This is a genomic window from Vibrio sp. NH-7 (assembly GCF_053643215.1).
This window is the reverse complement of record NZ_CM132187.1, coordinates 1,197,267-1,223,557: the sequence shown is the minus strand read 5'-3', so window position 1 is coordinate 1,223,557 and position 26,291 is coordinate 1,197,267. Positions and strand designations below refer to the sequence as shown.

The window sequence follows — 26,291 nt, the reverse complement described above, 5'->3', positions numbered from 1 at the left end:
TTCTATGAAAGCATTCTTACAACTTACACTTGGTATATTTAGCTTCAGCCTGTTACCTGGCTGTGGCGAAGCCATCGACCACAATAAAATTCGACAACAAGGGTTTGTCTATTGTGGTCAAGGCGGGCCGGAGACATTTAACCCGCAATTGATTGACAGTGGCATCACGCCTGAAACCCTCAGTCCGCAACTTTTCGACACCTTGCTTACCCTTGATCCTGAAACGTTCGAGCCCGTTCCAAATATCGCTAAGAGTTGGACAGTGAATAAGTCAGGGACGGAGTATACGTTTACACTTCAAGACAACATCGCGTTCCAGTCCGCTGCATGGTTTACACCATCTCGTTCATTAACGGCAGATGACGTGGTCTTCAGCTTTCGTCGCATTATCGATTCTAGTCACCCCTTTCATTACGTAGGCGGTGGGTTATACCCTTGGTTTAATGGCATCGATTTCCAAAACTTATTGGTTGATGTTGTTGCCTTGTCTCGCAACCAAGTCCGTTTCACTCTGAGTAGACCGGATAACTCTTTTTTGTCCAACATCGCAACCAGCCACGCGGTAATTCACTCAAAAGAGTATGGCAGCCAGTTAGAGCTGCGTGACGAGAAAGGGATGATCGACTCTCACCCGATTGGTACTGGTCCGTTTTACCTGTCCGAGTACCAAATTAATGACTTGATTCGGCTAAAAAGACACAACGACTATTGGCAAGGCAAAGCCAAAATGAAGCAAGTCGTATTTGATATCTCAAATCGCGGAACCGGCACATTAGCTAAGATGCTTAGGGAAGAGTGCGATATTCTCAACGCGCCGTTATCAAGCCAACTGCCTGTCATTGAGCAACGAGATGATATTAAGCTGACGGCCAAACCTGCGATGAACATTTCATTTGTGGCCATCAATACCCTTCATCCTGCGCTGAATGATTCAAGAGTCCGTAAAGCACTCAGTTACGCGATTAACAGGCAAAACATCCTCGATTCCGTTTATTACGGTACAGGCAGCCAAGCCTATTCTGTGCTTCCACCTTCATCGTGGGCGTATCAAAAAGATACCACCCAGCTTCGCTATGACCGCAATTACGCAATCGCGTTGCTTCGTGAGGCGGGATACAGCAAGGGCTTAGAGTTAACCATGTCGGTACCTTTAGAGCCAAGAGCTTACAACCCAAGCCCACGCAAAACAGCCGAACTTATTCAAGCTAACCTTGCGGATGTGGGCATAAAGCTGAACCTTATGACCGATGACAGATTTAATCGTACTGAACTCGATGCAAGCGTAGATCTTTATTTGACGGGTTGGATTGCTAATACGGGTGACCCAGACAGTTTTTTCCGACCATTGCTCTCATGTGACTCAAAACGTGTCGGGCTCAACGTCTCGAGCTGGTGTAATCCAGATTTCGACTTTTTGCTCGACCTCGCACTAGAAGTCGATAAGAAGCGATACCGCTTAAACCTATACAAACAAGCCCAAAATATTTTGAATGAAGAAGTCCCTGTCATTCCACTCAACCACGGAATGCAACTGCAGGCGCAGCATCATTCATTACAAGGATTTAAAGTGAGCCCGTTTAATGCGCAGCCTTTCGATAATGTAGAGAGGGTCAGATAATGTTTCTTTACACCGTAAGGCGACTTAACCTTTTCATTATTACAATGTTAATTCTGACGATGGTTGGTTTTAGCATTTTACGTTTAGCTCCAGATTCGGTTTGGGCACTGCAAGATTTTTGGCCGGGTTGGTTAACCTACCTGGGCGAATTGATGCAGCTAAATTTCGGCGTCAATCACTATGGAGTTCCGATTGCTGATGAGCTCGCGGTCGTGTTTCCTGCCACCCTTGAATTGTGCTTTATCGCGTTTGTTATTTCGCTACTAATTGGCATCCCTATTGGCACTATCGCGGGCATGAAACAAGGAAAATGGGTTGATACGCTTATCTCATTCACCTCGATGTCTGGGTACTCTGCGCCTCTTTTTTGGGTCGCACTGCTGATGATTATGGCGTTCTCGCTCCATTTCGAGTTGTTTCCTGTCGCGGGCCGTTATGACTTGCTGTATCAAATTGATCACGTGACGGGCTTCGCCATCATCGACGCGTTCTTTGCCGAGGGTCCATACCGTGCCCACGCATTACAGAGTGTCATAGAGCATCTGATTCTGCCTTGCCTAGTGCTTGCGCTCGCGCCGACCACTCAGGTCATCGGCTTAATGCGTACTTCAGTGGCAGAAGTGATGGGGCAAAACTACATTCGCGCAGCCCGAATCAAAGGTTTATCGACGCGAGAAATCGTCACTCAGCATGTGATGAGAAATGCCATTCCACCCATTATTCCCAAGATTGGCGTGCAGCTATCAAGCATGTTGACCTTGGCAATCATTACCGAGTCTATTTTCAACTGGCCAGGCATCGGACGCTGGCTGCTCGATGCACTCTCAAATCAAGATTATGTCGCCATTCAAGCAGGCGTAATTGTCGTGGCCACGCTAGTCTTGACCGCTAATATCTTGTCTGACTTGATCGGCGCGATGATCAACCCGTTAGTGAGGAAGGAATGGTATGCTAACCGATAACATTTATCAGGAAGAGCAGGTTCCGACTCAATTTGAGCGGTTCTGGAGAAGCTATCGATCCAACAATCTTGCGATGTTTGGTCTGTGGTGCTTGGGATTGATTGTCATCATTACCATAATCGCACCTTGGATCACTCCGCACGATCCGCAAGCGCAATCAGGCGAACTACTCATTCCACCCTCTTGGAACCCAGCGGGCACCGTCGAGTACTTTTTAGGGACTGACGATCTCGGTAGAGATATTCTATCGCGCCTGATTGGCGGTTCGCAGCTCACCTTCGGAGCGGCGGTGATTATCACCTTGATTGCGGGTACTGTCGGCTGTTTGATCGGTATTCTTGCCGGGATGACAAAAGGTCTGGTTTCAAGCATTTTGAACCACCTGTTGGATACGGTGATGTCGATCCCTTCACTCTTGCTGGCGATCATCTTTGTCGCCTTTTTGGGGTTCGGCGAATTCAATATTCTGCTCGCCATCTGCTTGGCGCTCATTCCACGTTTTGTTCGCTCTGTCTATATCGCGGTTCATACAGAAGTAGAAAAAGATTACATCATGGCGGCGAGACTTGATGGCGCCAACGACTTCTACTTGCTGTGGAACTCAATACTGCCAAATATATTGGTGGTTATTGCATCAGAGGTCACCCTCGCGCTATCAATCGCTATCTTGGATATTACCGCGCTAGGCTTCTTAGGCCTTGGCGCGCAGGCACCGAGTACCGAATGGGGCGCAATACTTGGAGACTCTGTTGAGTTGATTTACCTTGCGCCTTGGACCGTGACCTTACCCGGACTTGCGATTATGTTTACAGTGATTGCCATCAACCTTGTAGGTGAAGGTGTTCGCCAAGCCCTTAATGCAGGAATCGAATAATGCCTTTACTTGATATTCGACATCTGACGATAGAAATCGAAACCCCGCAAGGGATGATGAAAGCGGTCGACCGCATGAGCCTGACCTTAAATGAGGGCGAAATTCGCGGTCTTGTAGGCGAGTCGGGCTCAGGCAAAAGCTTAGTCGCGAAAGCCATTGTTGGCGTCTGCAAAGACAACTGGAAAGTGACGGCCGATCGTATGCGACTTGGCAACATTGACTTATTGCAACTCACCCCAAGAGAGCGCCGACGTGTCATTGCGCGTGATATTGCAATGATTTTCCAAGAGCCTTCCACTTGTTTAGATCCTTCCGAAGAAGTTGGAAAGCAGCTTATCGAGGCCATTCCATCGAAATCATTCGAAGGGAAATGGTGGGAGCGTTTTAAGTGGCGTAAAAAACAAGCGATTGCCCTACTGCATAAAGTCGGTATCAAAAACCACCGTCAGTTGATGAGTAGCTACCCCTATGAACTGACCGACGGTGAGTGTCAAAAGGTGATGATTGCGATGGCCATCGCAGCGAAACCTAAACTGCTGATAGCGGACGAGCCGACAAACGATTTAGACCCGATTACTCAATCGCAAATTCTGCGTCTGCTGAGTCGAATGAATCAGGTTCACAATACATCGATCATGCTAATCGGTCATGACCTGACAACCATCACTCAGTGGGCAAATCGAATCACCGTAATGTACTGCGGCCAATCCGTTGAATCTGCTGACACGAAGAAGATTCTCGAAAAACCCAAGCACCCTTATACTGTTGCCCTTCTGAAAGCGATGCCTGACTTTAACGACTGGATTCCTCACAAAGAGAAACTACAGTCGCTGCCGGGCTCCATTCCCCCACTGCAGCATTTACCCATTGGGTGTCGTTTGGGTCCACGCTGCCCATATGCGCAGCGACAATGTGTCGAAATCCCTATGACGAGACGAATCAAAAATCATAAATTTGCTTGTCACTTCCCACTCAATCACTCTCCAAAAGAGAGGGAGAAGAAAAAAGCATGAGTGCTCTATTAGAAGTCACTGATCTTTCCAAAGTGTTTACTACGCGCTCTGGATTGTTTCGTAAAAAAGTTCACCAAGCGGTTAAGCCTGTCAGTTTTGACTTAGAGGCAGGACAAACCATTGGTTTTATTGGCCAAAACGGTTCTGGAAAGTCGACGTTAGCAAGAATGCTTGCAGGTGTAGTGGAACCCACTCAGGGCGAGATCCGAGTCAATGGTGAGCTTCTGTCGCACAAAGATTACGAAACGCGCTGCAAGTTGATTCGAATGATCTTCCAAGACCCGAACACGTCGCTCAACCCGAGAATTCAAATTGGGCGAATTCTGGAAGGCCCTCTAAAACGAAACACCAGCATGCCTCCCGAAGCGCGTATGAAACGCGTTAAGGACACCTTGCTGCGCGTCGGCTTACTCCCTGAGCACGCCTATTTTTACCCACAAATGTTGGCTACCGGTCAAAAACAGAGGGTCTGTTTGGCGCGGGCGCTCATTCTGCAACCTTCCATTATTGTTGCCGACGAGGCGCTAAACGGATTGGATATGGCGATGCGTTCGCAGATCATTAACCTGTTCCTTGAGCTACAAGAAGAGATGGGTGTCTCCTTCGTTTACGTTTCGCAGCACATTGGAATCATGAAACACATCACGGATAAAATAATGGTGATGCATGAGGGTGAAGTGGTGGAAAGTGGCGATACTCAGCAGGTACTCTCTTGCCCTGAACACATCGTCACCCAGCGACTTGTAGAAAGCCACTTCAATAAATCGACCTGCTTTAAGTAACACGATTATGCTAAGGATAGCTCTCTTGATATGTGGTGTGTTCGCGTGCAGCGTGTACGCGAATTACCCTCAAAATCGTACTTGGCTTGATCCTGAATTTGTGGAACGCGCTTTTGTCGATGTGGCACTAAAGCGCGAGTACAACTCTGGCAATTGGCAACTGGTTAAATGGAACCAACCAATCAAGATTTGGGTTAACCATCAAGTTGGCGATCAAGAACTTCATGACCTGCTTACCAACGCACACTTAACGCACCTTTCTCAGCTGACTGGCGTTCCAATAACTAGAGTCAACGCTCGTAGCCAAGCGAATGTTATCTGGATATTCACTCGCGAGTCTCAGTGGCGAAAAGAAGTTGAAAAAGAGCTTGGCAAATCTGCATTAAACAATATGCATGGCGCGATATGCAAAGCAGGTTATCGCCTAGACTCTCGCTCTGGCGCTATCACGTCAGCGGCGATTATCATTCCCGTCGATCAAGCTCGCAACCACGGCAAACTGCTAGCCTGTATTGTTGAGGAGGTAACCCAAGTCATGGGGCTTCCAAATGATGCAGAGAGTGCATTCCCATCAATCTTCAATGACGAGACACCCGAAGACTTACTGTCGCCGTTAGATGTTGTCTTACTTCAGTTGCTGTACGAGCCAGAGTTAACCGTCGGGATGAACGCTGAGCAAGTTAGACCTATCGTCAGAAAAATACTGCGCCGCTATCAAAAACAGGGCGTCTTGGACAAAGCCGTCGCTACAGCTAATTCAGGGGAGCTTTATCAGCTTGTTGGAAACTAATCATCAGTCGCAACCGAATTACAAGCTATGGTCAATCCTTGCTTGGAGTGTAATTCTTGTTGGGGCACTGCATTCACTTATTAGCCAGACGCATTATTTCTTAAATGCAGATGTTGCCTTTCTGACGCAGATGGCACTCTATGGCCAACCCGGTGACCTGTATACCCAATATTTTGAAATCAATCCGCCGTTGATCGTATATATCTATCGGCTTTTCTTAGTACCTTATTATTTGGGCGATTGGAGCGTTGTCTCTTCACTGCGGATATCGATGATTGGTTACTTACTTGGGATAACCGTACTCTGCCACTATTACGTGGTTAAGCTGCCCATTCGTCAGCCATACATCTGGATCGCTGCAATAGGATTAAGCCTTGTTTTTGTCCTACCAGCAGCATTCTTGCAGCGCGAACACATCATCGCTGCAGCAATGATCGCATACTTGTGCATGATTTTGTGCCGCATACAGAATCAATCGTGCTCTGTTGCCATCCAATGGCTAACATTGACGCTCGCAGGTCTTAGTGTCTGCTTGAAACCTCAGTATGTGACTGTTTTTGTGTTGCTCGAGATCTACTACCTATGGACGGCACGTCGATTATCCTTGTTGTTTCGATGGCAAAACCTATATCTAGGCTTGCTGGGCGCTACGTACATTACTTACGTATACTTTGCCCACCCGAGTTATTTCGATAACGTCGCCCCCCTCGCTAAACAGACTTACATTGCCTATTTTGAGCCGATTTATAGTCTGCTCACTCGTGTGGCTCTTTTGGCCGTAGTCTCCTATTTGCCCTATCGTTACTTACGACACGCAACTCAATCGCCCCAAACCATTGATTGTCTCTATGTCACATTGGCTTCCGCATTTGTTGCCTACGTGCTTGGCCGAGCTGGATTCAGTTATCACTTAGTTCTGGTATTTGCTCTACTTGGTATTGTCTCTATCAGCAGTTGGCTCTATGCGGCTGGCGAGTTAAGTCAAAGATTTTCGATAAAGCACCTAGTTCAGTTTCTATTTTTTAGCGCCATCCTAGTGTTCTTAAGACAATTTCATTTTATTGATATCGATAGAGTGGACTATGAAACGGCGGCAACACAACTCCTAGCCAAGCACAGCTACGCACCTGAAAAAGTCATTGAGCATAACCCCTATCACGTGGTTTACAACGCGGTCAGCGAAGTGACGCAGCCAGGAGAACAGTTGTACGCATTTAGCGCTCGATTATTTGTCGGACACCCGATTGCGATCCATCTTGAACAAAAGTGGGCAGGTCGCTTCCCCGTTCTTTGGCCATTACCCGAATCGCTAAAGCACTCAGAAAGTGAAGAGAACCAACAACGTTTACAATTGGTTAGCCAAATCGTGACGGAAGATATCCAACGCAATCAGCCTAAAGTCATTTTGGTCGAAGAGTCAGAACAGCTGCTGCGCTACCCGAAAGGCTTTGGTTTTATCGAACACTTTAGTCAATACCCGGAATTCGCGGACGCTTTTCAACATTACGAACGCGATAACACCTATACCACGCCCGAGAGCAACTGGACTGTTTATGTGAGAAGAGAAAAGAGTTAGACCAAGTTGACTGTCACTTGGTCTAAGGGAAGATTAACCGCGCTTTTTGAGTTCGAATTCAAACTCGTCAGGATAAAGAACGACTCCTTCTTCCTCGTTGTTTGGAAAAACAGCAACAGCAAGCTCATCGTCTTCTAGACCGTAAGTCCAGCGACTGAACCATTTTGCTGTAGAGATAGACTCCGCTTTGCAATGCTCCCATTCACCTGTTGCCCACTGATTTGCAAACTCTTCATGTGGCCATACAGGTACACAGTCTTCATCTTCCGTGTTAAGCATCACACAGCCATGTTCATCAGTAAGGATCCACACTTTTCGATGCTTAGCGATTTCTTTAATGCAGTAGTTGAAACGCTCTTCCGCGCGCATTTTATTAACTGTTGCGATTTGATCTTGTGAAAGTAATTCAGACATCAGCCTCTCCACGAATTGATTAGCTAAAAAAACAAACGCCCACAGTATGAAACTGTGGGCGTTTGAGTCATTCAAACAATTGCCAGCTTATGCAAGCTCACCTTGTAGCCAAGGCCAACCTTGTTTCTTACGGCTTAGTGTGTTTTCCATCATAAGCATGCCATCTTTTTCATGCTTCACTAGCTTCTCAGCCCACTCACCTTTGTATAGTAGACGAGTTTGCGCCGTAGTGATGTCTGTTAGCATAACAGCAGCAAACGCTAAACCTTCTTCAGCACAGCGGCGCTCTAGGTCAGCTTCAAGTGCATCAATCATGCCATCTACTTGCTCAAGAGTTGCAAGTTCAACTTGGCCTACAACAACATCGCGGCCGTTGAATGGGTAGCCTTTCAGGTCTTTTTCTACTAGTTCAGCAGCTGATAGACCTTCGATGTTTGTTTTTGCGATGAGAAGATCTTTGATGAAGGCATCAACATCACACACGTCAGCGATTTTAGCGAGTTCTTCAACAGCATCTTTGTCTTTTTGAGTACAAGTCGGAGATGCAAAACCTACTGTGTCTGAAAGGATTGCAGACATCATTAGTTTAGCGATCTGAGGTGTGATTTCGTGACCTTCAATTTTGAACATGTTGAATAGTACAGTGTTTGTACAGCCAACAGGCCAAATCCAAGCTTCCATTGGGTTAACTGTCATAACGTCACCCAAACGGTGGTGGTCAACAATGCCTAGGATTTCAGCTTCAGCCACATCATCCGGAGCTTGTGCAAGATCTGAGTAGTCTACCAACCAAATTTTCTCGCCCGCTACAGACGTGCGAAGTTCAGGAACTTCAGCGCCCGCAACTTCTAGAATGTGTTGCGTTTCACGGTTGATTTCGCCTTGGCGAATTGGCATTGCTTCAACACCACGCGCTTTCAGTAGCTCAGTTGCTACAAGCGCACTACAGATACTATCACTATCAGGGTTCTTGTGACCTACAACTAGAATCATCTTATTTCCTATACGACTAAAATAGGCCCGTTCTGGGCAAATTACTCACGAAGGCGTTACTTTACCTGAATTTTGAGATTTGTCATGGGTTAGCAAAAAGAAAACTGTTTCTTTCAACTTTTTGTTGCAAATAATTCTCACTTAACTATAATGAGAATCATTATCATTTGCATTGATATCACTATGGACTCACTTAGACTCTCTCAAATTGCCCCTGACTGGCTTTCGTTTTCACAGTTTAAGCCCGCTTACAAACGTTTATTCTTACCGGTTGCATTGATTGCCCTTGTCGCTAATGGGACAACAAGCGAACTGACTGTCAACACACTTTCTGACGCGTTTTGGGCCGTTTCCGCGTATGTCGCCTTTACCCTAACCCTTTACCATTACTTGTCACTTTTAATGAGTAAAGAAAGCAAGGTGGTGACTCTTTATCAAAGCTCTCGACGATACCAGGTTATGTTTGCTGCGTTACTCGGGGCCTTACCCGGGTGTGGCGGTGCGATCATTGTGACTACCCAGTTTGTAAGTGGTCGAGTCGGATTTGGCGCAATTGTAGCGGTGTTAACTTCCACAATGGGCGACGCGGCCTTCTTATTGCTGGCAAGCAAACCTGACGTGGGATTTGCCGTCGTTGGTCTTGGCGTTATTGTCGGATGTGTATCTGGTTGGGCCGTCAACGCTATTCACGACGATGACTTTTTACGCCCAGAGTTGAAATCTATTAGTGAGCGATTTTCATGTCAAAAAGCTAGTGAACAAAGCAAGCTAGAGAGAAAGGCGATTAATCTCCAAGGCGCATTTTGGAAATGGTTGATCGTTCCTGCGACTATCATCGCCGCGCTTGGGTCATTCCAAGTCGATGTAAACGAACTACTATCACTTCCAGCCATGACAATTGAATGGATTGGCGCAGTTTTAATCATCACGAGCATGCTGCTTTGGTCGCTGACCAAAGAGATCAAGGACTACGAATCGACTGTTTCTGAGGATACTAAGCAAATTTCTTCTCACCCTTTACAAAAAGCCGCACAAGACACAAACTTCGTCACAGCATGGGTAATCCTCGCCTTTATGGCTTTTGAACTGATTGCTTTCTTTGGGCACATCGACTTGGCAGCGAGCTTCTCAGGATGGGGAATGTGGATGCCTCTAATGGGCGTTGCTATTGGCCTGTTACCTGGCTGTGGCCCTCAAATATTGGTCACTAGTCTTTATATTGCAGGTGCTGCCCCTCTCTCGGCACAACTTGCCAACGCCATTTCAAATGATGGTGACGCCTTATTCCCAGCTATAGCTCTTGCCCCTAAAGCAGCGCTTGTCGCGACAATTTATTCCGCGATACCTGCTTTTATCGTTGGCTACGGCTACTATTTCTTATTCGAAATATAACGCAAGTTTATTGCAAAGCATTAAAATCAAACGCCCTCAACTGAGGGCGTTTACATATCTAATGAAGCATTCGTACTCTATGAGTAGTTGCTTTAAACGTGGTTATTTATGACGCTCTTTCAGTTTATTCACCACATCATTCATCGATAAGCCTTGGTCTTGAAGCAATACCAGCAAGTGGTAAATCAAGTCTGCCGATTCACACACTAACTCCGCCTTATCGCCCGACGTCGCCGCAAGCGCGACTTCAACGCCTTCTTCGCCCACTTTTTGCGAAATACGCTTGGTGCCACGGGCATAAAGACTGGCAGTATAAGAGGAATCTGGGTCGGCACTCTTGCGGGCAGCCAATAGCTGCTCAAGTTGATGAAGCCACACCATTTGTGACTCCTCTTGCGGATCTCCATCCCAACAAGTCGTCGTTCCAGTATGGCAAGTTGGACCAATGGGATTCACCTTCACCAATAGCGTATCGTTGTCGCAATCAAGCTGCATGTTCACTAGTTGCAATACGTTACCTGAAGTTTCCCCTTTGGTCCAAAGGCGCTCTTTGGTACGAGAGAAAAACGTCACTTGACCTGTTTCGCCCGTTTTTGCCAACGCATCTTGGTTCATGTAACCCATCATCAGCACTTGGCTTGATTGGAAATCTTGTACGATGGCAGGTACCAGACCATCCACCTTTTCCCAGTTGATTCGCTCAGCTAGCGAACTTACTTCGGCGGCTTTCACACTCATAGTCGTACCTCAATGCCTTGTTGTTTCAAATACTGCTTTAGTTCACCAATATTGATGACTTGTTTGTGGAATACCGACGCGGCAAGCGCACCATCCACATTTGCTTTTTGGTAGGCTTCTGCGAAGTGCTCCATGGCACCTGCACCACCCGATGCAATCAATGGCACGTTACACACTTCACGCACCATATTAAGTTGTTCAATATCGTAGCCGTTACGCACGCCATCTTGGTTCATCATGTTCAGTACGATTTCACCAGCGCCACGTTTTTGCACTTCTTGCACCCAATCACGCGTTTCCCATTGGGTCGCTTTGGTACGTTCTTCATCACCAGTAAACTGGTAAACCTGATACTTGCCGGTCTCTTTGTCGTAGTATGAATCGATACCTACGACGATACATTGCACACCAAACTTATCAGCAAGGTCAGTAATTAACTGAGGGTTCGCCAGTGCAGGTGAGTTGATAGACACTTTGTCTGCACCAAACTCAAGAATGCGCGCTGCGTCTTCTGCTGATTTAATGCCACCAGCCACACAGAACGGAATATCAATCACTTCAGCAACGCGAGCGACCCAACTTTTATCGACGACACGACCATCACTTGAAGCAGTAATATCGTAGAACACAAGCTCGTCTGCGCCCTCTTCCGCATAACGCTGCGCCAGAGGAACGATATCGCCAATGATTTCATGGTTACGGAACTGGACGCCCTTTACCACTTGTCCATCACGAACATCAAGACATGGAATTATTCGCTTTGCCAGCATGCAAATGCCTCCTCTGCTGTGAATTTACCATCTAACAATGCACGACCAACAATCACACCAGCAACACCGCTGCCTTTTAGTGCTTCGATATCCGCTAATGAACCGATGCCGCCTGAAGATTGGAACTGCACTTGTGGGTACTGTTTACATAAGTCGACGTAAAGCTCAACGTTTGAGCCTACTAGCGTACCGTCACGAGAAATGTCCGTGCAAAGCACGTGTTGTAGACCTACCGTCAGGTAATCGTTGATTAAAGCTTCGATAGTCACGCCTGAGTCTTCTTGCCAACCAGAGATCGCTACCTTACGTGTGCCGTCTTGATCGATGTTGATGTCTAGCGCGAGAACGATTTTCTCTGCACCGTATTTTTCCATCCAACCTTTCACAAGCTCTGGCTGTTTTACCGCTGTAGAACCAACGACAACGCGCTGCGCACCGGCTTCTAGCAGATCAATCACGTCCTGCTCTGTACGCACTCCACCACCAATTTGGATGTTCGCTGGCGTGCTTGCTAGTAGCTTTGCAATCAAATCAAGCTGGCGTGCTGTCGTGTCTTTCGCACCAGTTAAATCCACCAAGTGCAGCCAGTTAGCACCCGCTTGGTGGTACAAGTTGAACTGCTCTGCTGGGTCGACTTTGTACTCAGTTACTTGGCCGTAATCACCTTGATAAAGGCGAACCACCTGTCCTTCAATTAAATCAAGAGCTGGAATAATCACACTAAATCCCTTTTATAATTCTAAGAAGTTTTGAATAAGCTTCGCGCCCGCTTTTGAAGAACGCTCAGGGTGGAATTGCACACCGTAGTAGTTACCGCTTTGTACTGCGGCTGTGAACGGGTTACCGTATTCACATTGAGCAATCGTGTAATCCCCAACAGGCATCGCAAAGCTGTGCACGAAGTAGAAGTACTCACCTTCTTCAATACCTTTGAACAGTGGGTTACCTGCTTTTGCAGACACCGTGTTCCAGCCCATATGCGGCAGCGGTAAGTCGCCAGTCTGTAGCAACTTCACTTCACCGTCACAAAGTCCAAGGCACTCGACTAACTCGTCGGCTTTCTGGCCTTTTTCTTGAGACACTTTGCCCAATAGTTGCATGCCTAAACAGATACCTAGCAAAGGCTTTTCTACCTGTTTTACCAAGCTGATAAGATCGCGCTCTTCTAGGTTCTTCATCGCTTCACTGGCAGTCCCCACTCCCGGTAGAAATAGCTTGTCAGCTGCCAATACAACTTGTGGATCTTTTGAAATAGTTACGTCATAGCCTAGGCGTTCGATGGCAAACTTCACCGAAGAAACGTTGGCACAGCCAGTATCGATAATGACAACTTTCTGTTCTGTCACTGTTTTTCTCCTTGCTAACGTGAGCCTTAAAGCACGCCTTTACTACTTGGTAGCTCAGTGCCTTCTACTTTGATTGCTTGACGTAAAGTACGACCAAACGCTTTAAACAAGCTTTCAATGATGTGGTGGTCATTATTGCCCGCAGAAGACAGGTGCAGCGTACACGCTAATGTGTCAGTCAGAGATCGGAAGAAATGAACCACCATCTCTGTTGAAAGGTCACCCACTTGCTCACGGCTAAACTGCGCGTCGAATTTAAGGTATGGACGACCAGATAGGTCCAGTGCACATTGTGCCAAGCACTCATCCATTGGCAGGCTGAAACCAAAGCGACCAATACCACGTTTGTCACCCAGTGCTTCTTTCAACGCCTGACCCAAAGCAAGAGCGGTATCTTCTACCGTGTGGTGATCATCAATGTGCAGGTCACCTTCTACTTTGCACACCATCTGGAATCCGCCGTGCGTCGCGATTTGATCCAGCATGTGGTCGAAGAAGCCAAGACCTGTAGAAATATCGTTACCGCCTTGCTCATCAAGATTAACGAATACTTTGATGTCTGTTTCTTTCGTAGTACGAATGACTTCAGCAACACGTGCCTTCACCGTCAGATCTTTCAAGATCTGTTTCCAACCCATGGTTTCTGGGTTGTATTGAATGCCACGAATTGCCATGTTTTCTGCAAGCTGAAGATCGGTTTGACGATCGCCAATCACAACAGAGTTTTGGAAATCGACTTTGCCACCTTGAAGATAATCTTTTACCAAGCCTAGCTTAGGCTTACGGCAAGAGCAGTTATCTTCATCGAAGTGAGGACAAATCAGCACGTCATCGAACTTCACGCCCTGAGATTCGAAGATCTCCATCATCATGTTGTGTGGTGCATCAAAATCAGCTTGTGGGTAGCTGTCGGTACCCAAACCATCTTGGTTCGTGACCATCACTAGGCGGTATCCTGCATCCTGCAACGACAACAGGCTTGGGATAACAAATGGCTCTAGCTTTAGTTTGTCTAAACGGTCTACTTGAAAATCAATCGGCGGCTCGACAATTAAGGTGCCGTCACGGTCGATAAAAAGGATTTTTTGTTGTTTGCTCACTCGAACTTCCTTATTGCTATTCTTTTTGGCGCTCCCGCTATTGAGCAAGAGCGATTAATTCTTTCTCAACTTATGAGTAGTAGTTTCTAATAAATCCAAGCGTTTTTTCACACTCGTCGCGGTTACCAACACTGATACGTACGCAGTTCTCAATTGGCGAGTTACGCAAAATAATGCCCGTATCCCAAGCTGCTTTGAAAAGATCATCGCCATCTGGGAATTTCACCAATAGGTAGTTTCCCCACCCTTCAAACACTTCCAAACCCGGAATCATTGAAAGACCAACTTGCAAGTAAGCTCGGTTTGCATTCAAGTCGAGAACTTGGAACTTAGCTCGCGCTAGACCTGCTTCAGACAGCGCTTGAATAGCAATTTCTGCCACCGGAACTGGGACTGGGTACGGTGCGATAACTTTAAGAAGTACATTAATCAGCTCTTCGTTCGCAAGCGTAAATCCACAACGCAGACCAGCAAGCGCGAAAGCTTTCGACAGAGTACGCAGTATGGCAAGGTTCGGATATTGCGCCAGCAAATCTACCGTTGACGCTTCTGGACAAAAATCAATATACGCTTCATCCATCACCACGATTGCACGGTCTTTTGTCATCTCAAGCAGAGAGACAATATCTTCACGCTTAACTAAGTTACCTGTTGGATTGTTTGGCGAACATACAAAAACCAGTTTCACGTTATCCAGATTGGCTTCGATACCTGCAAGGTCTAGTTGCCAATCTGACGTTAGCGGCACAGTTTTACGCTCTACACCGATGGTTTCCGCGCTGATGGCATACATACCGTAAGTTGGTGGACAGTAAAGAATCGCATCTTCACCCGGCTCACAGAATGCACGAATCAGTAGTTCAATACCTTCATCTGCCCCGCGAGAGGTCAGCGTTTGTTCTGGTTTCACACCCGCATAGGCTGCATAAGCGGAAATCAACTCTTTTGGCTGACATTCGCTGTAACGATTAAGACGGGCAAAGTCTGTTGTATATTCATTGTTGAATGGTGATTCGTTGGCATTTAGCCAAACGTCACCAGTACCACCAATTCGGCGAGCCGATAAATAAGGGGTAAGTTTTTGGACTTGTTTACGCGCTAGCTTTTCCATCTCAATATCCTCTTACTTAGCTGCCAATTTTTCTACGCGGGTTAATTTTTCAGTACGAATAGTCACTGCACGTTTGTGCGCATCCAAACCTTCCGCTTCCGCCATGGTGACCACTGTTGGTGCAAGGTTCTTTAGGCCATCAGCAGACAGCTCTTGAACCGTCATACGTTTCGAGAAGTCCGCCAAACCTAAGCTTGAATACGTGCGTGTGTAACCGTAAGTAGGAAGAACGTGGTTGGTGCCCGATGCATAATCACCTGCTGATTCAGGCGACCAATCACCAAGGAAAATTGAGCCTGCGTTATCTAATAGAGGCAGAAGCTCGCGTGGGTTCTTAGTCTGAACAATTAAGTGCTCAGGACCGTAGTAATTCGAGATAGAAACCGCTTGAGTAAGAGATTCAGAGATAATGATCAAACTCGATGCCAACGCCTTTTCAGCAATATCAGCTCGAGACAGTTCTTTCAGCTGGCGTTGAACCGCGTCCGTCACTTGATCGGCAATCACAGGAGAAGGCGTGACCAACACCACTTGAGAATCAGGGCCGTGCTCAGCTTGGCTTAGAAGGTCTGCCGCAATGAAGTCTGCATCTGAGGTTTCATCGGCAATCACTAGCACTTCTGATGGACCTGCTGGCATATCAATCGCTGCGCCACGGAAATCATTGCTCACCTGTCGCTTTGCCTCGGTCACGTAAGCGTTGCCCGGACCAAAGATTTTGTCGACTTTCGATACGGTCTCTGTACCGTAAGCCATCGCAGCAACCGCCTGTCCACCGCCGACATTGTAGACTTCATCAATGCCGCACAGTCTTGCAACATATAAAATTTCATCAGCAATTGGTGGTGGTGAGCACAAGACTACTTTACGACAACCTGCAATTTTTGCTGGAACACCAAGCATCAAAACCGTTGATGGCAATGGCGCACTGCCACCAGGAATATACAAACCCACTTTTTGAATTGGGCGCGTGACCTGTTCACAAAGTACACCCGGTTGAGTTTCTACCTTGATGGGCTGTGGCTTCTGCGCTTTGTGAAACTTAGCAATGTTTGAGTACGCTTGATCCAACGCCTTTTTCATATTGTCAGACAAACGACCACACGCCGCTGTCACTTCTTGCTCAGAGACTCTTAGCGAATCTGGAGTTACACGGTCAAACTTTTCAGTCAGCTCAAACAGCGCAGCGTCACCTTCTTCGCGAACCTTCGCAATAACTTCGGCAACTGACGCGGTAATATTTGCCCCTTCGCTAATCGCTGGGCGTTCCAAAATCGCGTCTTGTTGCGTTTCACTGAGTGATTGCCATACAACAGTTCTCATTGCCGTTACTCCATCATTTTGTCAATTGGTAGTACTAGAATTGAGCTCGCACCCAGTTCTTTCAGTTGTTCCATGGTTTCCCAGAACAGGTTTTCAGTACTTACCAAATGAACCGCAACTTTTTGCTTGTCGGCAGACAGAGGTAATACCGTTGGATCTTCCGCGCCTGGCAGTAGTGCTTTGATTTGGTCTAACTTCTCAGCTGGCGCGTGTAGCATGATGTACTTAGACTCTTTCGCTTGCTGTACGCCCTGCATACGAGTCAGGAGCTTTTCAATTAGCGCGACTTTGTCTGCGTCGAACTCACCAGTACGTTGAATCAGTGTCGCTTTTGATTTGAAGATGATCTCAGCTTCTTTAAGGCCATTCGCTTCCAACGTTGCACCAGTAGAAACTAAGTCAGCAATGGCATCAGCAAGACCCGCACGAGGGGCAACTTCTACTGAACCTGTCAGCATACATGTTGAGAATGGAACGCCCGCTTCATCCATGTAAGCTTTTAATAGCTGCGGGTAAGTTGTGGCAATACGTTTTCCAGCAAGGTCTTGAGGGCCGTTATACTCTTCGTCTTTATCGATTGCGATAGACAAACGGCAACCACCGAAATCAAGTCGACGAAGTTGAACAAATTCAGACGGCTCACCCAACGCTTTACGATCGAGACGAACTTCTTCCAGTTCGTTTTCGCCAATGAAGCCTAGGTCAACCACACCATCCATAATCAGACCTGGAATATCGTCGTCACGGACTAACAGCAAGTCAATTGGCATATTTTCTGAATGAACAACTAATCGCTCACCCATAACATTGAACTTCACGCCACATTTTTTAAGTAGAGCTTGGCTCTCTTTGCTGAGGCGACCTTTTTTCTGAATTGCGATTCTTAGGCGTTGTGTTTGCATTGCTGTAATCCCTGTGCAAATATTTGAAATTTATGAAATTTTACGTTAATCGAATACTAAAAAACCCTCGGAAGAGTTGGTCTCCCGAGGGTTCTAAATCTTGTAGTTTACGATTTTAGCCTCCGGGAGTTTCCTGCCTCCCGGGTATGCGCGCATCTCCCGAAAGACTAGACTGGGTGATGATGGTGATGAATGTTCATTACTGTTGGACGCATACTTATATAGCTCTTCGTGTTCGCTTTGTTGATATCCACACTAACTAAGGTGTAAACATTTTTCAACCATTTATTTAAACTTTTTTCCATTTGTATATGACAATTAAAAAAGGGAGCCGAAGCTCCCTTTTTAACATGATGCACTATTGCTCAGTTAAGCATTTTGACAACTGGCCATTTTCGATTTAGACAGGACAGATAGCAATACACAAACCGCTACAAACGCCACAGACGAGACGGCAAACGAAATACCGACCGACGCCGTCATACCCAATGTGATGAAACCAATGCAGGATACGGCTGCAACAGACAAGGCGTAAGGTAGCTGTGTCGCAACGTGATCAATGTGATTACAACGTGCGCCTGTCGAAGACAGAATGGTCGTATCTGAGATTGGTGAACAGTGATCACCAAATACCGAACCGGCTAAAACAGCACTTAGCATCGGAAGCATTAACGCAAGATCGGTTGCGCCAGCCATATCACCTGCGATTGGTAACATGATACCAAACGTACCCCATGATGTGCCCGTCGAGAACGCCATCAAGCCAGACAATAGGAACAAGATTACAGGTAACCAGTGTGGGTTAATATTGCCTTGCGCAAGCGTTGACAGATATTTACCTGTGTTCATGTCGCCAATGACAGAACCAATTGTCCATGCGAAGACTAGGATAAGAATTGCGCCAAACATTGATTTGGCACCGATCCAAAGCGTACGGCCAATTTCCGATGCGGCGATACCTTGTTTGAATACCGTGAATAGAGCAACCGCTAGGCCAACCAAACCACCGTAAATTAAAGAGGTACCAACATCAGTATTCTCAAACGCGCCCAATAGATTGAACTCAATACCGTCTGAAGCCAACGCTTGACCACCGGTATAAAGCATTGACGCAACCGTCGCAATAATTAGGAAAACAATCGGCAAAACAAGATCAGACACTTTGCCGCCTTCGCTTTCGCGGATATCTAGCTCTTCGTTCAGCTCATGAGCTTCCTCGGTATCATTCTCTTGGTCTTTGTCAAAACCTCGGCCCTGAGACGCAGCGATCTCGTGGTCACGCATCTTGCCAATATCTAAGCCAAACCAAGCCACAGCGAATACCATCAATAGCGCAAAGATTGCGTAGAAGTTCATCGGAACCAAACGTAAGTATGCGCCCAATGCCGAGTATTCTGTAATGCCGTGTGAGACAAGAATGCCGCCGATGATTGTCATGATGTAAGCACCCCAGCTAGACGCAGGCATGATCACACACATAGGTGCCGCTGTAGAATCGAGGATATAAGCAAGCTTAGCGCGAGACACGTAGAAACGGTCAGTAACAGGTCGAGAGATTGCCCCTACCGCTAAACTATTAAAGTAGTCATCGACGAAGATGAACACGCCAAGAAACGCAGCCAAAAGCTTAGAACCACGTTTGCTTTTCACGCGTGTCTGCGCCCACTCAGCAAAAGCGCGAGTACCACCCGACAGTGTTAACAGCGCAGTCATCATACCGAGCAACAATAGGAAGCCGACAATACTCATGTTCCAAGTGTTAATCCCACCGTCTTCGATGAACACACTAGATACAGTAGAGCCAACATATCCAAGCGCATTACCCAATGAGTAGTCATTAAGCAAGACAGCACCAAGAACAATACCGACACCTAGAGAAACAAGTACGCGACGCGTAACAATAGCAAGACTCAACGCCACTAAAGGAGGCAAAAGAGATAAAGGAGATGATGCAAAATCAATTAAATTCATGATCTTCAAAAACCAGTAATAAATGGTTAGAGATCTACTGCAGACTAATTGAAGGAACTCATTTCCAAACAATTAACTAAAAATAAGCGACAGGCAAGCGAATGCTTACCCAGCCCTACAGTAGCGCTCCATAGTTTTACAAATTATAGACTATGGCAGTGTTACCCCTTTCGAGTGTAACCCCAGCAAGCATCGTTGATTTGATAGCCCACTTCGGCGAAATAACCTTTCCTACTTGTTCATTGGCATCACCCCAACAAGCATTACTTATTTATTCCGCGCCTCTACCGCACATGCTGAAACTTTAAACTATCGAAAAGTCATTTTAACAATAATTTAACCAGCATAATGCATTAGGTTCCGCTTATTGTACTTAAGTCACACTTCTTTTCAATACATCGTGCCAGATTTATTGTTAAAAATATTTTTATGCCGAAAAGATTAACCTTCCAACTTTTGTGCATAGACATTCTTTGCATACCATCTCATACAACTAAGGAATGACTATCTTGGTAAGCATCTAAAATAGACATTAATAATGTGGCACCTAAAAATTCAAATGTTTGTCGCCGACTATTTTTTGACGATTTGTTTATTCTTAAATTAGAAACAGTTTCCAATATATGAAACCAAATACTTAATCATGAGTTGATTATTTATCAATATGGTCTAAACCAGCCAGTAAAAACTAAACTAGGTCACGAAAACTTGCGTAAAAAAATACAAATCTTCTGCGATGAATTATATTTGTCAGGATTTAACTAAATTTACATTCTATATATTGTAATATCCATTTTTCAGGATTATTATCTTTCATATTAGGCACTCCTTATAAAAGTGAGATTTAAATATGTCGGAACTAACAAAAACACTATTAAACATTCGCAGCTTGCGTGCTTTCTCTCGTGAATTAACACTGGAGCAATTGGAAGAAGCACTAGAAAAATTGACGACAGTTGTAGAAGAACGCCGAGAAGCAGAAGAAGCAGAACGTGCGGCAGCAGCTGAGCAAGAAGCTAAACTGTCGGCTATTGCAGAGCAAATCGCAAAAGATGGCATCGATGTAGAAGCATTGATTTCTGCGCTTGCTGGTGACTCAAAAGCAAAAACTAAAGCGAAATCAAAGCGTGCGCCTCGCCCTGCGAAGTACAAATACACCGATGCGAATGGCGAAGAAAAAACTTGGACTGGCCAAGGTCGTACACCTTCAGCAATTCAAGAACAATTAGATGCAGGTAAATCACTAGACGATTTCCTTATCTAAAATACGTAAAAACAAAAAAGCGCCTTCATGGCGCTTTTTTTATAAGTCAAAAACCTCATAATTTTGAGGCTTTCTTTTCTATCGTTCCCAATACGCTTCTTCCAAGCTGTCTTCTCTTTCAGGCAAGCCTTTAGACAAACGTGGCGAGTGTTGTACCAGAACTTCATAGCTAGCACGGTTTGAATACTTGCATACCTGAGAAAACGACGAGTAAGTCAAATAAGCATGGGCATGTTTGCTTGAGTTAGGCACGTTTTCTTTGTGATACTTGTTTGCCGCCATGTCGTGCAGTAAGGCAGATAACGCTGCATCCCCTGCACCATTTGTATTTTTAATCTTCTCAGGCCCACCCATATAAGGTGAAATATGCGAATACACTTTAATTGGGTTTTCGCAGTTATCTTTTACTGCTGGTCGACTAAATTCAAAACGGTTAAATTCTGCGATACTACCTGGCAATAAAGGTAGAGAAGTCTCGCGCTTAGCCGCTTCTTCAGTATAGCCAGCCATAAACAAGCCAACAGGACCAGCGGTACATAGCACCAAGTCCACCCAATCAAGCGCTTTATCAGACGCAGCCAATGGGTCAGACTCGCCCGTCAGAGCTTCAGCTTCATCTTCATTCATGGCCACAACAGAAACGTGGTCACGCAAGAAAGCTTGCCAAAATTGAGGATCGTCTTGAATGACAAATTTGGTACCTAACGTAAGTACTACCGGTACTTCATGCTTTTTAGCGTACTCAATCGCGCGCATTGTCGCTTCTGGCATCGGGTCGCCCTCTTTACAACGTACCAAATAGGCCGTTAATACCAGCGCAGACGCGTTTTTAAAGATTTTTTCAGGAATGCTATCAGGGTGAAGTTGGTTCATCTGGCCTTCACTGATCGCAAAAGTACGCTCACCATCTTCGGTAATGAGTGCAAAGCAACGTCCAATCGCGCCCTCAACCCCTTGCAGGTAATTCAAATCCATTCGGCTGGATGTATTACACAGATAACGATAGCCATAGCTGCCAATTTTAATATCTTGGCTCATCACCCCTAGTAGCGTTGAACGATCATCAGCAAGAACAGAATAGTTGTGTAGCGTATTACCAATGGTGCCGCCTGCATATTCATTGGTGATAAGCTCGTTCTGTTTCAGCTCAACATATAAAGCTTCTGCCGTGACATCGTCGATAACTAATGAGTGTCCCTTACTCAAGTTATATTTTTCGATTAGCTCTGAACTCACCTTTGCTTCAATATCAACCAAGGTTTGATCAATACCGATAATGTGGGTGCGAGACATTTTCTTGCTTTCTTGTGCTTGGCTCACCAAAGGATCGCGTGCGTGTACGGGAAAGTAGTGTTTCGATTTACGTTGGCCAGGAAATTTCATAGCTATATTCTGTGGTAAAGGATTCGAGTAAGGGATGAAAGGATGCCGGATTCTACCGCGCACAATTGGGCGCGGCAACAATCGCAAGCATAGCAAACGTTTGCAGGCATAATTAATTTACGAACGTTTCAGAACGTTTTAAATAAGAGGAAGTTATTCCCCTTCCATGAAGCTCAAATCAGGCAAACGATCTAGGTTTTCAGAGTAGCGTTTAAGATTAAATTCCCCGTCGTTTTTCATTACATCGAATATTTCAATCGACATGGCACAGGCCATCATTGCTACGGCTTCATCACGCGGGGTTCCTGTCATCATCAACCGCATGAGGGTCTCTTTGACTTTAATAGGGTTGCCATCTTCCAATTGATTCTCGACCACTTCGATCAAATGGGATTCTTCTAAAACTTGGTTTTCTTCACTCATTTGTTTAACCCGTTAGGCTTGATTTTCGGCAACTATGCCATATATAGACACTCTATTGTTAAAAAAGCGCAGATATAGTGATTAACAGAACAAAATTCGCTCTGTTTTCGAAGTGTGAGTCCGATCTCGGATCTGTCACCTCGAACGGCTTTCTGTTAGAATCTGCGTCCAGTTAATTTAAGTGGTGTTAAGTAATGTCTGACAACAGCCAAAAGAAAGTCATCGTCGGTATGTCCGGCGGCGTTGATTCATCTGTTTCTGCGTACCTGCTACAACAGCAAGGTTACCAAGTAGAAGGCCTGTTCATGAAGAACTGGGAAGAAGATGACAATGAGGAGTATTGCACGGCAGCTGAAGATCTAGCTGACGCTCAAGCAGTGTGTGACAAGTTAGGCATTCACCTTCACACCATCAACTTTGCGGCTGAGTACTGGGATAATGTATTCGAATATTTCCTTGCGGAATACAAAGCAGGACGAACGCCAAACCCAGACATTCTTTGTAACAAAGAAATCAAGTTTAAAGCCTTCCTAGAGTTTGCAGATGAAGTACTCGACGCGGATTATATCGCCATGGGGCATTATGTTCGCCGCACTTTCCCAACTCAGGAAGAGCTTGATGCGGGAGCAAAACCTGAGATGCTGCGTGGTCTGGACAGTAATAAAGACCAAAGTTACTTCCTATATACACTAAGCAGTGACCAAGTTGCCCGTAGTCTGTTCCCTGTTGGTGAGCTTGAAAAGCCTGAAGTTCGACGCATCGCGGAAGAGCAAGATCTCATCACCGCGAAGAAAAAAGACTCAACAGGTATCTGCTTCATCGGTGAACGTAAGTTTACTGAATTCCTTGGCAAATACCTACCCGCGCAGCCAGGCAACATCGAAACGCCTGAAGGCAAAGTTATCGGTAAACACCAAGGGTTGATGTACCATACTTTGGGCCAACGTAAAGGGCTTCACATCGGTGGTCAAAAAGGCGGCGGTGGTAATGAAGAGCCTTGGTTTGTTGGCGACAAAGACCTAAAACGCAACGTATTGATTGCCGTTCAGGGTAAAGATCACCCTCTTCTAAAATCAGAAGGCTTGATCGCTTCCCAACTCCACTGGGTAGATCGCACACCAATTACTGATGTTTTGAAGTGCACGGTAAAAACACGTTACCGTCAAACAGATATACCTTGTACAATCATCCCAATTGATGATGAAAACATTAAAGTTATTTTTGATGAGCCTCAGATCGCCGTCACCCCTGGTCAATCTGCGGTATTCTACCAAGGCGAAGTCTGTCTTGGTGGTGGTATTATCGAAAAACGCATTTAATTTACGCTTACATTTAGGAGTATGACTACGTGGCTAACGCATTATATGACCGCACCATCGCATTCGCAGGAATTTGCCAAGCCGTTGCTTTGGTCCAACAAGTAGCGAAAAACGGTCACTGCGACAACGACGCGTTTGAAACGTCTCTCAAAGCGATCATGAACACGAACCCGAGCAATACGGTAAGTGTATTTGGCCGCGAGTCAGATCTTAAACTGGGTTTAGAATGTTTAGTCAAGGGCATTGACAGTACGCCAACTGGCAGCGAAATTACCCGTTACATCATTAGCTTGATGGCATTAGAACGTAAGCTAAGCGGACGTAATGATGCTATGGCACAGCTAGGTGATCGCATCCAAATGCTAGAGCGCCAACTTGACCATTTCGAGCTACTCGACGAGCAAATGCTCAGCAATCTCGCGAGTGTCTATCTTGATGTAGTGAGCCCTATTGGCCCCCGAATTCAAGTTACGGGCACCCCATCTGTACTCCAACAGACGACCAACCAACACAAAGTAAGAGCGCTGCTTCTTTCCGGTATTCGCTGCTCTGTCCTTTGGCGTCAAGTTGGAGGCAAACGCCGCCACCTGATTTTTGGGCGTAAGAAGATGGTCGAACAAGCTCAAATCCTGTTAGCAAGAATGCAATAATCACTATGAGCTCGCGACTTGTCGCGAGCTCTTCGTTTATACCAAAAAACTTCGTATCAAAGACAACCAAGGCAAACGTTTGCGCAATGCTAGTGACAAACGCTTTCGATATTGGTATAAAGCTCACGAAATTTAGAAACTCAATTCAGGAGAACATCATGGAACTGTCAGCATTGACTGCTGTTTCACCAGTAGACGGTCGTTACGGAAGCAAGACAATTGCGTTACGCGAAATTTTCAGTGAATACGGTCTACTAAAGTACCGTACTATCGTTGAAATCCGCTGGCTACAAAAGCTTGCTGCTACTGCTGAAATTGCAGAAGTGCCAGCGTTTAGCGCAGAAGCAAACCAATTCCTAGACGACCTTGCTGCAAACTTCTCAGAAGAAGACGCGCGCCGTATCAAAGAGATCGAGCGTACAACTAACCACGACGTAAAAGCGGTTGAGTACTTCCTAAAAGAGAAAGTAGCAGACGTTCCTGAACTGCACGCAGTAAACGAGTTCTTCCACTTCGCATGTACTTCTGAAGACATCAACAACACATCACACGCTCTAATGCTTAAAGAAGCGCGTGAGAACGTGATTCTTCCAGAAATCCGTAACCTAATCGACGCTATCAAAGCGCTAGCAGTGGAATACCGCGATATTCCTCTACTATCTCGTACACACGGTCAGCCTGCTTCTCCATCTACTATGGGTAAAGAAATGGCAAACGTGGCGTACCGTATGGAGCGTCAATTCAAGCAAATCGAAAACGTTGAGATTCTAGCGAAAATCAACGGTGCAGTAGGTAACTACAACGCACACCTTTCTGCTTACCCAGAGCTAGATTGGCACAAGTTCTCTGAAGAGTTCATCACTGAGTCTCTAGGCGTTACTTGGAACCCTTACACAACTCAAATCGAACCGCACGATTACATCGCTGAGCTGTTCGACGCTATCGCTCGTTTCAACACTATCCTGATTGACTTCGACCGTGACGTTTGGGGTTACATTGCACTTGGCCACTTCAAGCAAAAAACTATTGCTGGTGAGATCGGCTCTTCAACCATGCCTCACAAAGTTAACCCAATCGACTTTGAAAACTCAGAAGGTAACCTAGGTCTTGCGAACGCTGTATTCGGCCACCTAGCACAGAAACTACCTATCTCTCGCTGGCAGCGTGACCTAACTGACTCAACGGTTCTACGTAACCTAGGTGTGGGTGTGGGCTACGCTATCATCGCTTACACTTCTACGCTTAAAGGTATCAGCAAGCTAGAAGTTAACCGTGAAGCGCTTCTTGCTGAACTAGACCAAAACTGGGAAGTATTGGCAGAGCCTGTACAAACGGTAATGCGTCGTTACGGCATCGAAAAACCATACGAGAAGCTAAAAGAACTAACTCGTGGTAAGCGTGTAGACGGCGAAGCAATGCGTAACTTCATCGACGGTCTTGAGCTTCCTGAGCACGAGAAAGCGCGCCTTAAAGAGATGACGCCAGCGAACTACATCGGTCAAGCAATCGAGCTGACAGATAAGCTGTAATCCTCTCAACAGTTAAATATCAAAGGGCTGATGTAAACATATCAGCCC

General features: G+C 46.0%; 25 protein-coding genes, 1 riboswitch and 1 other annotated feature. Of the genes, 12 read left to right on the top strand and 13 right to left on the bottom strand.

Annotated features, from left to right (window positions below; genetic code table 11):
• The first annotated feature begins 4 nt into the window (after positions 1-4).
• From sapA to ACUALS_RS05755, 7 genes are read left to right on the top strand one after another with little or no spacing between them, the layout of a single operon-like run.
• Complete coding sequence (gene sapA / locus ACUALS_RS05785) at positions 5-1,618, top strand: ABC transporter substrate-binding protein SapA (protein ID WP_454449060.1); 1,614 nt, start codon at positions 5-7, stop codon at positions 1,616-1,618.
• Positions 1,618-2,580 (top strand): ABC transporter permease, encoded by a 963-nt coding sequence (locus ACUALS_RS05780; protein WP_038138643.1) that lies wholly within the window; start codon positions 1,618-1,620, stop codon positions 2,578-2,580. The genes sapA and ACUALS_RS05780 overlap by 1 nt, the downstream gene beginning before the upstream one ends.
• Positions 2,567-3,454, top strand: coding sequence for a putrescine export ABC transporter permease SapC (gene sapC / locus ACUALS_RS05775; RefSeq protein ID WP_038189384.1), 888 nt, complete (start codon positions 2,567-2,569; stop codon positions 3,452-3,454). The genes ACUALS_RS05780 and sapC overlap by 14 nt, the downstream gene beginning before the upstream one ends.
• On the top strand, positions 3,454-4,467 hold the full coding sequence (locus ACUALS_RS05770) for a peptide ABC transporter ATP-binding protein (RefSeq protein WP_005470366.1): 1,014 nt from the start codon (positions 3,454-3,456) through the stop codon (positions 4,465-4,467). The genes sapC and ACUALS_RS05770 overlap by 1 nt, the downstream gene beginning before the upstream one ends.
• The gene (locus tag ACUALS_RS05765) at positions 4,464-5,249 is read left to right on the top strand and encodes a peptide ABC transporter ATP-binding protein (RefSeq protein WP_005470433.1); all 786 of its coding nucleotides are present in this window, start codon (positions 4,464-4,466) and stop codon (positions 5,247-5,249) included. The genes ACUALS_RS05770 and ACUALS_RS05765 overlap by 4 nt, the downstream gene beginning before the upstream one ends.
• Positions 5,250-5,256: 7 nt before the next feature.
• Positions 5,257-6,039, top strand: a complete 783-nt coding sequence (locus ACUALS_RS05760) for a DUF2927 domain-containing protein (protein WP_454449059.1) — start codon at positions 5,257-5,259, stop codon at positions 6,037-6,039.
• A complete protein-coding gene (locus ACUALS_RS05755) occupies positions 6,026-7,615 on the top strand; it encodes a hypothetical protein (protein WP_454449058.1) in 1,590 nt (529 codons plus the stop codon). The genes ACUALS_RS05760 and ACUALS_RS05755 overlap by 14 nt, the downstream gene beginning before the upstream one ends.
• A gap of 33 nt (positions 7,616-7,648) precedes the next feature.
• On the opposite strand, the gene ACUALS_RS05750 is transcribed toward ACUALS_RS05755, so the two are convergent.
• Both ACUALS_RS05750 and ACUALS_RS05745 read right to left on the bottom strand, forming a co-directional pair.
• Complete coding sequence (locus tag ACUALS_RS05750; protein WP_454449057.1) at positions 7,649-8,029, bottom strand: DUF2750 domain-containing protein; 381 nt, start codon at positions 8,027-8,029, stop codon at positions 7,649-7,651.
• An 87-nt stretch (positions 8,030-8,116) separates the two neighbouring features.
• On the bottom strand, positions 8,117-9,022 hold the full coding sequence (locus ACUALS_RS05745) for a manganese-dependent inorganic pyrophosphatase (RefSeq protein WP_038189393.1): 906 nt from the start codon (positions 9,020-9,022) through the stop codon (positions 8,117-8,119).
• A 183-nt stretch (positions 9,023-9,205) separates the two neighbouring features.
• Between ACUALS_RS05745 and ACUALS_RS05740 the strand changes: the two genes are divergently transcribed.
• Entirely contained in the window at positions 9,206-10,414 is a 1,209-nt protein-coding gene (locus tag ACUALS_RS05740; protein WP_454449056.1) for a putative manganese transporter, read from the top strand.
• A 102-nt stretch (positions 10,415-10,516) separates the two neighbouring features.
• Here ACUALS_RS05740 and hisIE read toward each other — a convergent pair whose 3' ends face one another.
• The 9 genes from hisIE to tet(35) form a co-directional block, all read right to left on the bottom strand.
• On the bottom strand, positions 10,517-11,152 hold the full coding sequence (gene hisIE / locus ACUALS_RS05735) for a bifunctional phosphoribosyl-AMP cyclohydrolase/phosphoribosyl-ATP diphosphatase HisIE (RefSeq protein WP_454449055.1): 636 nt from the start codon (positions 11,150-11,152) through the stop codon (positions 10,517-10,519).
• On the bottom strand, positions 11,149-11,922 hold the full coding sequence (gene hisF, locus ACUALS_RS05730; protein ID WP_004749837.1) for an imidazole glycerol phosphate synthase subunit HisF: 774 nt from the start codon (positions 11,920-11,922) through the stop codon (positions 11,149-11,151). Before hisF ends, hisIE begins: the two co-directional genes overlap by 4 nt.
• The gene (hisA, locus tag ACUALS_RS05725; protein ID WP_454449054.1) at positions 11,904-12,641 is read right to left on the bottom strand and encodes a 1-(5-phosphoribosyl)-5-[(5-phosphoribosylamino)methylideneamino]imidazole-4-carboxamide isomerase; all 738 of its coding nucleotides are present in this window, start codon (positions 12,639-12,641) and stop codon (positions 11,904-11,906) included. Before hisA ends, hisF begins: the two co-directional genes overlap by 19 nt.
• 12 nt (positions 12,642-12,653) lie before the next feature.
• On the bottom strand, positions 12,654-13,268 hold the full coding sequence (hisH, locus tag ACUALS_RS05720) for an imidazole glycerol phosphate synthase subunit HisH (protein ID WP_454449053.1): 615 nt from the start codon (positions 13,266-13,268) through the stop codon (positions 12,654-12,656).
• Between the two features lie 26 nt (positions 13,269-13,294).
• Positions 13,295-14,368 carry a bifunctional histidinol-phosphatase/imidazoleglycerol-phosphate dehydratase HisB gene (gene hisB, locus ACUALS_RS05715; RefSeq protein WP_454449052.1) on the bottom strand — a complete coding sequence of 358 codons (1,074 nt, stop codon included), beginning with the start codon at positions 14,366-14,368 and terminating at the stop codon, positions 13,295-13,297.
• Between the two features lie 70 nt (positions 14,369-14,438).
• Entirely contained in the window at positions 14,439-15,479 is a 1,041-nt protein-coding gene (hisC, locus tag ACUALS_RS05710; protein WP_454449051.1) for a histidinol-phosphate transaminase, read from the bottom strand.
• A 12-nt stretch (positions 15,480-15,491) separates the two neighbouring features.
• Complete coding sequence (hisD, locus tag ACUALS_RS05705; RefSeq protein ID WP_039626395.1) at positions 15,492-16,802, bottom strand: histidinol dehydrogenase; 1,311 nt, start codon at positions 16,800-16,802, stop codon at positions 15,492-15,494.
• A gap of 5 nt (positions 16,803-16,807) precedes the next feature.
• On the bottom strand, positions 16,808-17,704 hold the full coding sequence (hisG, locus tag ACUALS_RS05700; protein WP_038189418.1) for an ATP phosphoribosyltransferase: 897 nt from the start codon (positions 17,702-17,704) through the stop codon (positions 16,808-16,810).
• Between the two features lie 55 nt (positions 17,705-17,759).
• Positions 17,760-17,896, bottom strand: a sequence feature (His leader region).
• Positions 17,897-18,073: 177 nt separating this feature from the next.
• Positions 18,074-19,675 (bottom strand): tetracycline efflux Na+/H+ antiporter family transporter Tet(35), encoded by a 1,602-nt coding sequence (gene tet(35) / locus ACUALS_RS05695; protein ID WP_005470493.1) that lies wholly within the window; start codon positions 19,673-19,675, stop codon positions 18,074-18,076.
• 113 nt (positions 19,676-19,788) lie between these two features.
• Positions 19,789-19,970, bottom strand: a riboswitch (Lysine riboswitch).
• Between the two features lie 555 nt (positions 19,971-20,525).
• Here tet(35) and ACUALS_RS05690 point away from each other — a divergent pair.
• Entirely contained in the window at positions 20,526-20,939 is a 414-nt protein-coding gene (locus tag ACUALS_RS05690; protein WP_005470435.1) for an H-NS family histone-like protein, read from the top strand.
• 78 nt (positions 20,940-21,017) lie between these two features.
• Here ACUALS_RS05690 and ACUALS_RS05685 read toward each other — a convergent pair whose 3' ends face one another.
• Positions 21,018-22,322, bottom strand: coding sequence for an inosine/guanosine kinase (locus ACUALS_RS05685; protein ID WP_038138668.1), 1,305 nt, complete (start codon positions 22,320-22,322; stop codon positions 21,018-21,020).
• A 153-nt stretch (positions 22,323-22,475) separates the two neighbouring features.
• A complete protein-coding gene (locus ACUALS_RS05680; RefSeq protein ID WP_005470329.1) occupies positions 22,476-22,745 on the bottom strand; it encodes a hypothetical protein in 270 nt (89 codons plus the stop codon).
• Positions 22,746-22,939: 194 nt separating this feature from the next.
• On the opposite strand from ACUALS_RS05680, the gene mnmA reads away from it, so the two are divergent.
• From mnmA to purB, 3 genes are all read left to right on the top strand, one after another.
• The gene (mnmA, locus tag ACUALS_RS05675) at positions 22,940-24,064 is read left to right on the top strand and encodes a tRNA 2-thiouridine(34) synthase MnmA (protein ID WP_005470427.1); all 1,125 of its coding nucleotides are present in this window, start codon (positions 22,940-22,942) and stop codon (positions 24,062-24,064) included.
• Between the two features lie 29 nt (positions 24,065-24,093).
• The gene (gene hflD, locus ACUALS_RS05670) at positions 24,094-24,714 is read left to right on the top strand and encodes a high frequency lysogenization protein HflD (RefSeq protein ID WP_005470549.1); all 621 of its coding nucleotides are present in this window, start codon (positions 24,094-24,096) and stop codon (positions 24,712-24,714) included.
• 158 nt (positions 24,715-24,872) lie between these two features.
• Positions 24,873-26,243: an adenylosuccinate lyase gene (gene purB, locus ACUALS_RS05665; protein WP_454449050.1), complete on the top strand. Its 1,371-nt coding sequence runs from the start codon at positions 24,873-24,875 to the stop codon at positions 26,241-26,243.
• Positions 26,244-26,291: the final 48 nt, after the last annotated feature.

Excerpts from the sequence above, each read along its gene's own strand:
- sapA (WP_454449060.1), top strand. The coding sequence starts at position 5 with ATGAAAGCATTCTTACAACTTACACTTGGTATATTTAGCTTCAGCCTG.
- ACUALS_RS05780 (WP_038138643.1), top strand. The coding sequence starts at position 1,618 with ATGTTTCTTTACACCGTAAGGCGACTTAACCTTTTCATTATTACAATG.
- sapC (WP_038189384.1), top strand. The coding sequence starts at position 2,567 with ATGCTAACCGATAACATTTATCAGGAAGAGCAGGTTCCGACTCAATTT.
- ACUALS_RS05770 (WP_005470366.1), top strand. The coding sequence starts at position 3,454 with ATGCCTTTACTTGATATTCGACATCTGACGATAGAAATCGAAACCCCG.
- ACUALS_RS05765 (WP_005470433.1), top strand. The coding sequence starts at position 4,464 with ATGAGTGCTCTATTAGAAGTCACTGATCTTTCCAAAGTGTTTACTACG.
- ACUALS_RS05760 (WP_454449059.1), top strand. The coding sequence starts at position 5,257 with ATGCTAAGGATAGCTCTCTTGATATGTGGTGTGTTCGCGTGCAGCGTG.
- ACUALS_RS05750 (WP_454449057.1), bottom strand. The coding sequence starts at position 8,029 with ATGTCTGAATTACTTTCACAAGATCAAATCGCAACAGTTAATAAAATG.
- ACUALS_RS05745 (WP_038189393.1), bottom strand. The coding sequence starts at position 9,022 with ATGATTCTAGTTGTAGGTCACAAGAACCCTGATAGTGATAGTATCTGT.
- ACUALS_RS05740 (WP_454449056.1), top strand. The coding sequence starts at position 9,206 with ATGGACTCACTTAGACTCTCTCAAATTGCCCCTGACTGGCTTTCGTTT.
- hisIE (WP_454449055.1), bottom strand. The coding sequence starts at position 11,152 with ATGAGTGTGAAAGCCGCCGAAGTAAGTTCGCTAGCTGAGCGAATCAAC.
- hisF (WP_004749837.1), bottom strand. The coding sequence starts at position 11,922 with ATGCTGGCAAAGCGAATAATTCCATGTCTTGATGTTCGTGATGGACAA.
- hisC (WP_454449051.1), bottom strand. The coding sequence starts at position 15,479 with ATGGAAAAGCTAGCGCGTAAACAAGTCCAAAAACTTACCCCTTATTTA.
- hisD (WP_039626395.1), bottom strand. The coding sequence starts at position 16,802 with ATGAGAACTGTTGTATGGCAATCACTCAGTGAAACGCAACAAGACGCG.
- hisG (WP_038189418.1), bottom strand. The coding sequence starts at position 17,704 with ATGCAAACACAACGCCTAAGAATCGCAATTCAGAAAAAAGGTCGCCTC.
- ACUALS_RS05690 (WP_005470435.1), top strand. The coding sequence starts at position 20,526 with ATGTCGGAACTAACAAAAACACTATTAAACATTCGCAGCTTGCGTGCT.
- ACUALS_RS05685 (WP_038138668.1), bottom strand. The coding sequence starts at position 22,322 with ATGAAATTTCCTGGCCAACGTAAATCGAAACACTACTTTCCCGTACAC.
- ACUALS_RS05680 (WP_005470329.1), bottom strand. The coding sequence starts at position 22,745 with ATGAGTGAAGAAAACCAAGTTTTAGAAGAATCCCATTTGATCGAAGTG.
- mnmA (WP_005470427.1), top strand. The coding sequence starts at position 22,940 with ATGTCTGACAACAGCCAAAAGAAAGTCATCGTCGGTATGTCCGGCGGC.
- purB (WP_454449050.1), top strand. The coding sequence starts at position 24,873 with ATGGAACTGTCAGCATTGACTGCTGTTTCACCAGTAGACGGTCGTTAC.